The sequence below is a fragment of the Flavobacterium sp. RSP15 genome (assembly GCF_003968755.1).
Classification (GTDB): domain Bacteria; phylum Bacteroidota; class Bacteroidia; order Flavobacteriales; family Flavobacteriaceae; genus Flavobacterium.
Map to the genome: position 1 here is coordinate 38,053 of NZ_RYDL01000018.1, position 6,581 is coordinate 44,633.

Annotated in this window: 6 protein-coding genes; 4 read left to right on the forward strand and 2 right to left on the reverse strand. The window is 35.6% G+C overall.

The features are described from left to right. Positions 1–107 precede the first annotated feature (107 nt). Positions 108–803: an SGNH/GDSL hydrolase family protein gene (locus tag EKM00_RS13785; protein WP_233592308.1), complete on the forward strand. Its 696-nt coding sequence runs from the start codon at positions 108–110 to the stop codon at positions 801–803. Between the two features lie 64 nt (positions 804–867). Further along, complete coding sequence (locus EKM00_RS13790) at positions 868–2,220, forward strand: M28 family metallopeptidase (RefSeq protein ID WP_126516568.1); 1,353 nt, start codon at positions 868–870, stop codon at positions 2,218–2,220. 179 nt (positions 2,221–2,399) lie between these two features. On the opposite strand, the gene menD is transcribed toward EKM00_RS13790, so the two are convergent. Beyond that, entirely contained in the window at positions 2,400–4,061 is a 1,662-nt protein-coding gene (gene menD / locus EKM00_RS13795) for a 2-succinyl-5-enolpyruvyl-6-hydroxy-3-cyclohexene-1-carboxylic-acid synthase (RefSeq protein ID WP_126516569.1), read from the reverse strand. A 94-nt stretch (positions 4,062–4,155) separates the two neighbouring features. On the opposite strand from menD, the gene EKM00_RS13800 reads away from it, so the two are divergent. After that, positions 4,156–4,653, forward strand: a complete 498-nt coding sequence (locus EKM00_RS13800; protein WP_126516570.1) for a GNAT family N-acetyltransferase — start codon at positions 4,156–4,158, stop codon at positions 4,651–4,653. A gap of 111 nt (positions 4,654–4,764) precedes the next feature. Continuing rightward, on the forward strand, positions 4,765–5,715 hold the full coding sequence (locus tag EKM00_RS13805; protein ID WP_126516571.1) for a tRNA dihydrouridine synthase: 951 nt from the start codon (positions 4,765–4,767) through the stop codon (positions 5,713–5,715). Between the two features lie 188 nt (positions 5,716–5,903). Here EKM00_RS13805 and EKM00_RS13810 read toward each other — a convergent pair whose 3' ends face one another. Beyond that, entirely contained in the window at positions 5,904–6,491 is a 588-nt protein-coding gene (locus tag EKM00_RS13810; RefSeq protein WP_126516572.1) for a glutathione peroxidase, read from the reverse strand. Between the last annotated feature and the right edge of the window lie 90 nt (positions 6,492–6,581).

Sequence of the window (6,581 nt, forward strand, 5' to 3'; positions counted from 1 at the left end):
AAAATCAACCTTCCTTTTCTCTATCTTTCGGATAAGAATGGAAGGTTGTTGCGTTTTACTGCACTACCACTTATTTACTGTTTTCAAAATTTCTAATCCGGTTACAAATGAAAAACATCCAATTTATTTACAGCATCTTATTTTTATCAATCGTTATGGGAGAAACAATACAGGCGCAGGACTGGCCAAATTTAAGCAAATACCAAGAGCAGAATGTTGCGCTGAAACCACCAGCAGCTGGACAACAACGAATTGTCTTTATGGGTGATTCCATAACCGAATTCTGGAGTGCAACCAATTCTGAATACTTTTCAGGAAAACCATATATAAATAGGGGTATTAGCGGTCAAACAACCCCGCAAATGCTCATCCGTTTCAGAGCTGATGTTATTGCTTTACAGCCAGCCGCAGTACTCATTTTAGCAGGAATCAATGATATTGCCGGAAATACAGGCCCCACAACATTAGATAGGATTGAAAATAATATTATTTCGATGGTTGAATTGGCACAAGCAAACCAGATCAAAGTTATTTTGTGTTCCGTATTACCCGCTTTTGATTTTCCTTGGAAACCCAATCAAAATCCGGCTGAAAAGGTTATGGAGCTTAATCAATTACTAAAGAAATACGCTGATGCCAATGGAATTATCTACCTGGATTATTTTTCAGCAATGGTCAATGAGAGCAACGGATTAAAAGCTGCCTATTCCGGTGATGGAGTACATCCTAATAAATTGGGCTATCAGGTAATGGCGCCTCTGGCTGAAAAAGCGATTGCGCAAGTTCTAGCAATGAAACACTAAAGCACAATTTTGTGCCTAAAATCTTTTCCTTTTCCCTAACTTTGAGAAAACTAAAAAAAATTAGATGAAATCAACCTCAATTCTCTGCTTGTTCCTACTATTATTCATTACTCATGCCAATTACGCACAAACCACCGTCGATGATCCCGAAATAAAAAAAATGGTGGCTGAGGTACAATCGGAAAATATGGAAGCTACGGTCCGAAAACTAGTGTCTTTTGGAACCAGACATACCCTAAGCGACACAAAAAGTAACACTCGCGGTATTGGCGCGGCACAACGTTGGGTAAAATCGGAATTTGATAAATATGCTTTGGCTTCTGGCGGCAGACTAACTTCGGTTATTGATTTTTTCACCATCAAAGCAGATGGAAGACGTATTGCCACCGACAGCCAATTGGGTAATGTCATGGCAACCTTAAAAGGAACTGATCCTACGGACGATCGTGTATTAATTATAAGCGGCCATTTAGATTCCCGTGCTTCGGATGTCATGGATGCTAAAATTGATGCGCCAGGTGCTAATGACGACGCTTCCGGAGTAGCCGCCATGATGGAACTGGCCCGTATAATGAGCCAAAGAGAATTCCCTTTTACACTGATTTTTGTGGCTGTAGTTGGTGAAGAACAAGGATTATACGGAGCTAAGCATTTAGCGGATGTTGCCAAAGAGGGAAAATGGAATGTTATTGCCATGATCAACAATGATATGATTGGAAACAGTTTATCCAGCGGTACTTTATTACGAGACAATACTAAAGTGCGCGTTTTCAGTGAAACAATTCCATTCTTAGAGACAGAAACCGAGTCAAAAATGCGTAAATCGACCAATCGTGATAATGACAGTCCATCCAGACAACTAGCGCGATACATCAAAACGGTTACCAATCAATATGTGGAGCAACTGGATATTAATTTAGTGTATCGCAACGACCGTTTCTTACGTGGTGGGGATCATACTCCTTTCAGTCAAAATGGATTTACAGCTGTTCGTTTTTGTGAAATGAACGAAAACTACGACCACCAACATCAAGATGTTCGAAAAGAAAACAACATCCAGTACGGCGATCTTGCAGAATTTATGGACTTTGAATACATGAAGAAAGTAACCTGTTCTAACTTGGCTACGTTCAGTAATTTGGCTTGGTCTCCTAAAGCGCCTACAAACGTAGGAATTGAAGTAAAGGAACTTACTAATTTTTCTACGTTAGTTTGGACCGCACCTGAAGGGAAATCGGTTTATGGATACAACATTCTTATCAGAGAAACGGCATCACAACATTGGGAAAAAACAATTTTTGTACAAGATACTAAAGCTGAAATCCCATATTCTAAAGACAATTTTTTCTTTGCTGTTCAAGCAGTTGATGCATTAGGACATTCCAGTTTACCGGTTTTCCCTTTGCCAATTCGTTAAAACACTAGAACGTTTTAAACAATTAAAGTAATTATTTATAGTCACGTTTTTATTAATGAATCGTACTTGATGGTTCAACACAACAATAAATAAAAAAGCGTTTGCTTATGCAAACGTTTTTTTTTGTTTCCCATTTATAAATTAAGTATAAATGCTAAATATCAATGATCCGAAAATAATTAAATCAACTCTTTAAAATATTGCAGTAAAATACTGTCGTTTTTCAAGGTTGGTGTAAAAATTTCCAAAATACTTGGTTTTTCATTTTGAGCATACAAAGCAGTCAAACTTATTGCTAAACTCGCCTCATCACTGGCAATACAGTATTCAAAACCATACATTTTAGCCAAATGTTCCGCAGTTAAACAATGTGAAGTTTCAAAGAAGGTATTAAAAACCGGTGTTTCTTTGTGTCCGGGTAAAATCCTAAATATCCCTCCTCCACCGTTATTAATCAATATAATCTTGAAATTTTTTGGAATGTAATTGTTCCATAATGCATTGCTGTCGTACAAAAATCCTATATCACCTGTTATAAAAACCGTTTGTTTTTCATTGGCAACAGCCGCACCAATAGCCGTAGAGGTACTGCCATCAATTCCGCTGGTACCGCGATTGCAATATACTTCAATTGAAGGATCAACAGCTACTAATTGCGCATAACGGATTGCTGAACTATTGCTGATTTGCAATTGACTATTTTTTGGTAAACATTGCATCACTTTTTCGAAAACTTTAAAATCCGAAAAAGGAATTTTGTTTAAATAAATATCCCCTTTTAGCTTTCGCAGCACTTTAACCGCGTCTAATTGCTGAAAATAATTACTTTCTGTTGCTTTTGTAAGTGGCAATAAAGTATCAAAAAAAACATTTGGATCTGCTTCAAAATGTTTGGTCAAAGCGCCAAACGTGTCGTAAGCTCTTAAAGAATCAATATGCCAATGGTGTTTTGGTTTGTGTTTTCTTAAAAAAGCCTTGATTCGTTTTGAAACGACCATTCCTCCAAAAGTGACTAAAATTTCCGGACGAAAATTTTCAAAATCGGCATTCGTAAAAGGCGTAATTATTGTGTCTATAGTATTGATGAAAGTATCGTGATGCAGGTTAGAAGTCGTTTCGGTCAAAACTACAATCGAAGCGTCTTTGGCGAAAGCCTCAATTATTTTTTGGTTGATAGCATTTGGGGCATTCACACCAACCAAAATCATTTTTTTAGTGGAATTGTTCCAAATTGTTGCAAATTCCGAAACGTCTTCAATGGAAATCGTCTGAGTCACTTTTGCGGAAGCGATACTATTCACTTCGATTGAAAGTTCCGAAACGGTTTCATACAATGGTTCTTCAAAAGGCGCATTAATGTGAACGGGGCCTTTTTGAGTGATCGCCGTATTGATCGCCGCATTGATTTTTAAATTATTTGCCACCAAAACATCCTCATGCAAATTAGCATTGTAAAGCGAATGGTTTTCGAATACATTTTCTTGCCGAATCGTTTGACCGTCACCAATATCAATCTTGCTTTGGGGCCTGTCTGCCGAAATCACAATCATAGGAATCTGGCTGTAATATGCTTCCGCAAAAGCCGGATAATAATTCAATAAAGCCGACCCAGAAGTGCACACTAAAGCCGCTGGTTGCTTGGTTTGTTGTGCTATTCCCAATGCAAAAAAAGCAGCCGAACGCTCGTCAGCAATACTGTAACATTGAAAAGCGGGATTATTTACAAAACCAATTGTGAGCGGGGCATTACGAGAACCCGGAGAAATAATTATAGTAGTAATTCCTTTGGCCAAACAGATTTCAATAATGCTTTGTGCTAAAGGTATTTTTGGGTAAATCATTGTTTTAGTTTGAAAGAAACAAAGATACAAAGTTGTAAAGGTTTTTTTCTAATCTTAAATACTTTTCTTAAATTTGAAGCAAAATATATTCTTTATGGAAATCAAAATAAGACCGGCTGTTTTTACCGATTTAGATACAATATTGGAGATCATCAATCACCAAATACTGCACAGTACTTCGATTTATGATTATGAGCCCCGTGATTTTGAAACCCATAAATTGTGGTTTGAAGACAAAATAACTAATGACTTACCTGTTATTGTTGCTGAAACTGAAAATGGAACAATCGGGTACGCTACTTACGGAACTTTTCGTCATAAAATAGGATATCGTTTTACGGTAGAACATTCTGTTTATGTTGCGGAGGAGTTTTTAGGAAAAGGCGTTGGGAAATTATTACTGGCTGAACTAATTCAATTGGCAAAAAAACAAAAATACCATACTATGATTGGCGTTATTGACTCCGAAAACAAAGGCAGTATCGCTTTTCATAAAAAATATGGTTTTGAAACCGTTGGCATTATTAAAGAATCTGGTTATAAATTTGATCGTTGGTTGAGTTCCGTTTTTATGCAATTGATTTTAGAATAATTGAATTTGTACCAGCATATAATAGTTTATTTATTAAACATGTTAGGCTTTAAAAAATTTATAACTTTAAGACTTGCCACTTTATAGTATATTTGCACAACTAAAAATTTCATGGACTACACCTTACTCTCCTCACCTTTACAGGGATTTACTGACTTTCGTTTTAGAAATGCCCAAAACAAACTTTTTGGAGGAATTGATACATTTTACTCGCCTTATATTCGATTGCACGGAAAGATGGTAATAAAACCTTCGTATGAACGAGACCTGCTTACTGAAAATAATCTTGATTTAGAAGTTATTCCGCAAGTGATAACTAACGATGCCGATGAATTTTTATTTGTGGCCAAGTACGTTCAAGAATTGGGATATAAAGAATTAAACTGGAATTTAGGCTGTCCGTATCCTATGGTTACTAAGTCTGGTATGGGTTCCGGCTTGATCAGCAATCCCGATAAAATAAATACTATCCTTCACAGAGCGCATACTGAATCGGATATTATTGTCTCTATGAAAATGCGTTTGGGGTATGAAAACAGTGAAGAAATACTGGATGTTTTACCTATTTTAGATACCTATCCAATCAAGAACATAGCGATTCATGCGCGTATTGGCAAGCAATTGTACAAAGGTGGAGTAAATCTAGATGCATTCCAGCATTGTGTTGACAACACCAAGCATAAATTGTATTACAATGGCGACATAACCTCCGTGGCTAAGTTTCATGAAATGCAGCAACGCTTCCCAACCATTGACCATTGGATGATTGGCCGAGGATTAATATCAGATCCTTTTTTACCAAGTATGATAAAAAACAATACTTCAGAATATCCTGCAAACAAAATAGAATTATTCAGTGCGTTTCACGATACTTTGTATGCTATTTATAGCGAATCACTTTCTGGTTCGACACATATTTTACTAAAAATGTACCATTTATGGGAATACTTTTCGGCTACGTTTTCAAATCCGCACAAAGTTTTAAAGAAAATAAAAAAAGCACAGAGTATTCGGAATTACGAAGCAGCTGTAGCCGAAATTTTCAAATATGAAAAATTCTAAGGAAAAAAATAAACGATTAAGAAATTAAGAAAAACAAAGCTCTGATTCTTAATGTAACTTAATTTCTTGATAGTTAAATTTAATCGAAGCTACATTAATACTATAAACAGCAAAAAAAAGAGATTTTCATTTGACTGAAAATCTCTTTTGATTATTTACATAATAATTAGCAAATTAGTTAAATAAAATTATGCTTTAATCCAATTCAATACTTCCGGATCCGTTACTAATGTTCGTGGAGCGATCACTTTTTCTAATTCACCTTTTTCATTGATTAGGTATTTTTGAAAATTCCATTCTACAGTGGAATCTTGTAATCCGTTTTTAGATTTTTGAGTCAAAAACTGATAAATAGCAGCCATATCCTCTCCTTTTACAGAAACTTTGTCCATCATAGGAAACGTAACACCGTAATTCATTTGACAAAAAGTAGCAATTTCATCATTGGTTCCTGGCTCTTGTGACGCAAAATTATTAGCAGGAAAACCCACAATCACTAATCCTTTGTCTTTGTATTCTTTATATGTAGCTTCAAGATCTTTGTATTGAGGTGTCAGTCCACATTTTGAAGCCGTATTCACAATCATGATTTTTTTTCCTTTCAAAGAAGCAAAATCAAAACTGTTTCCTGATAAATCTTCTACTTTAAACTGATAAATGGTTTCTTTTGCAATTGGAGTTGTGTTCATATTTATTTCAGATTTTTTAGGTTGTGCCTGATTTTGGCAACTAAATAACAGTAAAGCGCAAGTAGCTATAAATACACTATTTTTCATAATTGAAATTTTTTCATTGTTGTCCGGTAAAAAACTTTTAAAAGTTAATTATCCTATATATTTATGGGCTTAGCGAGAATTTATCTCGTA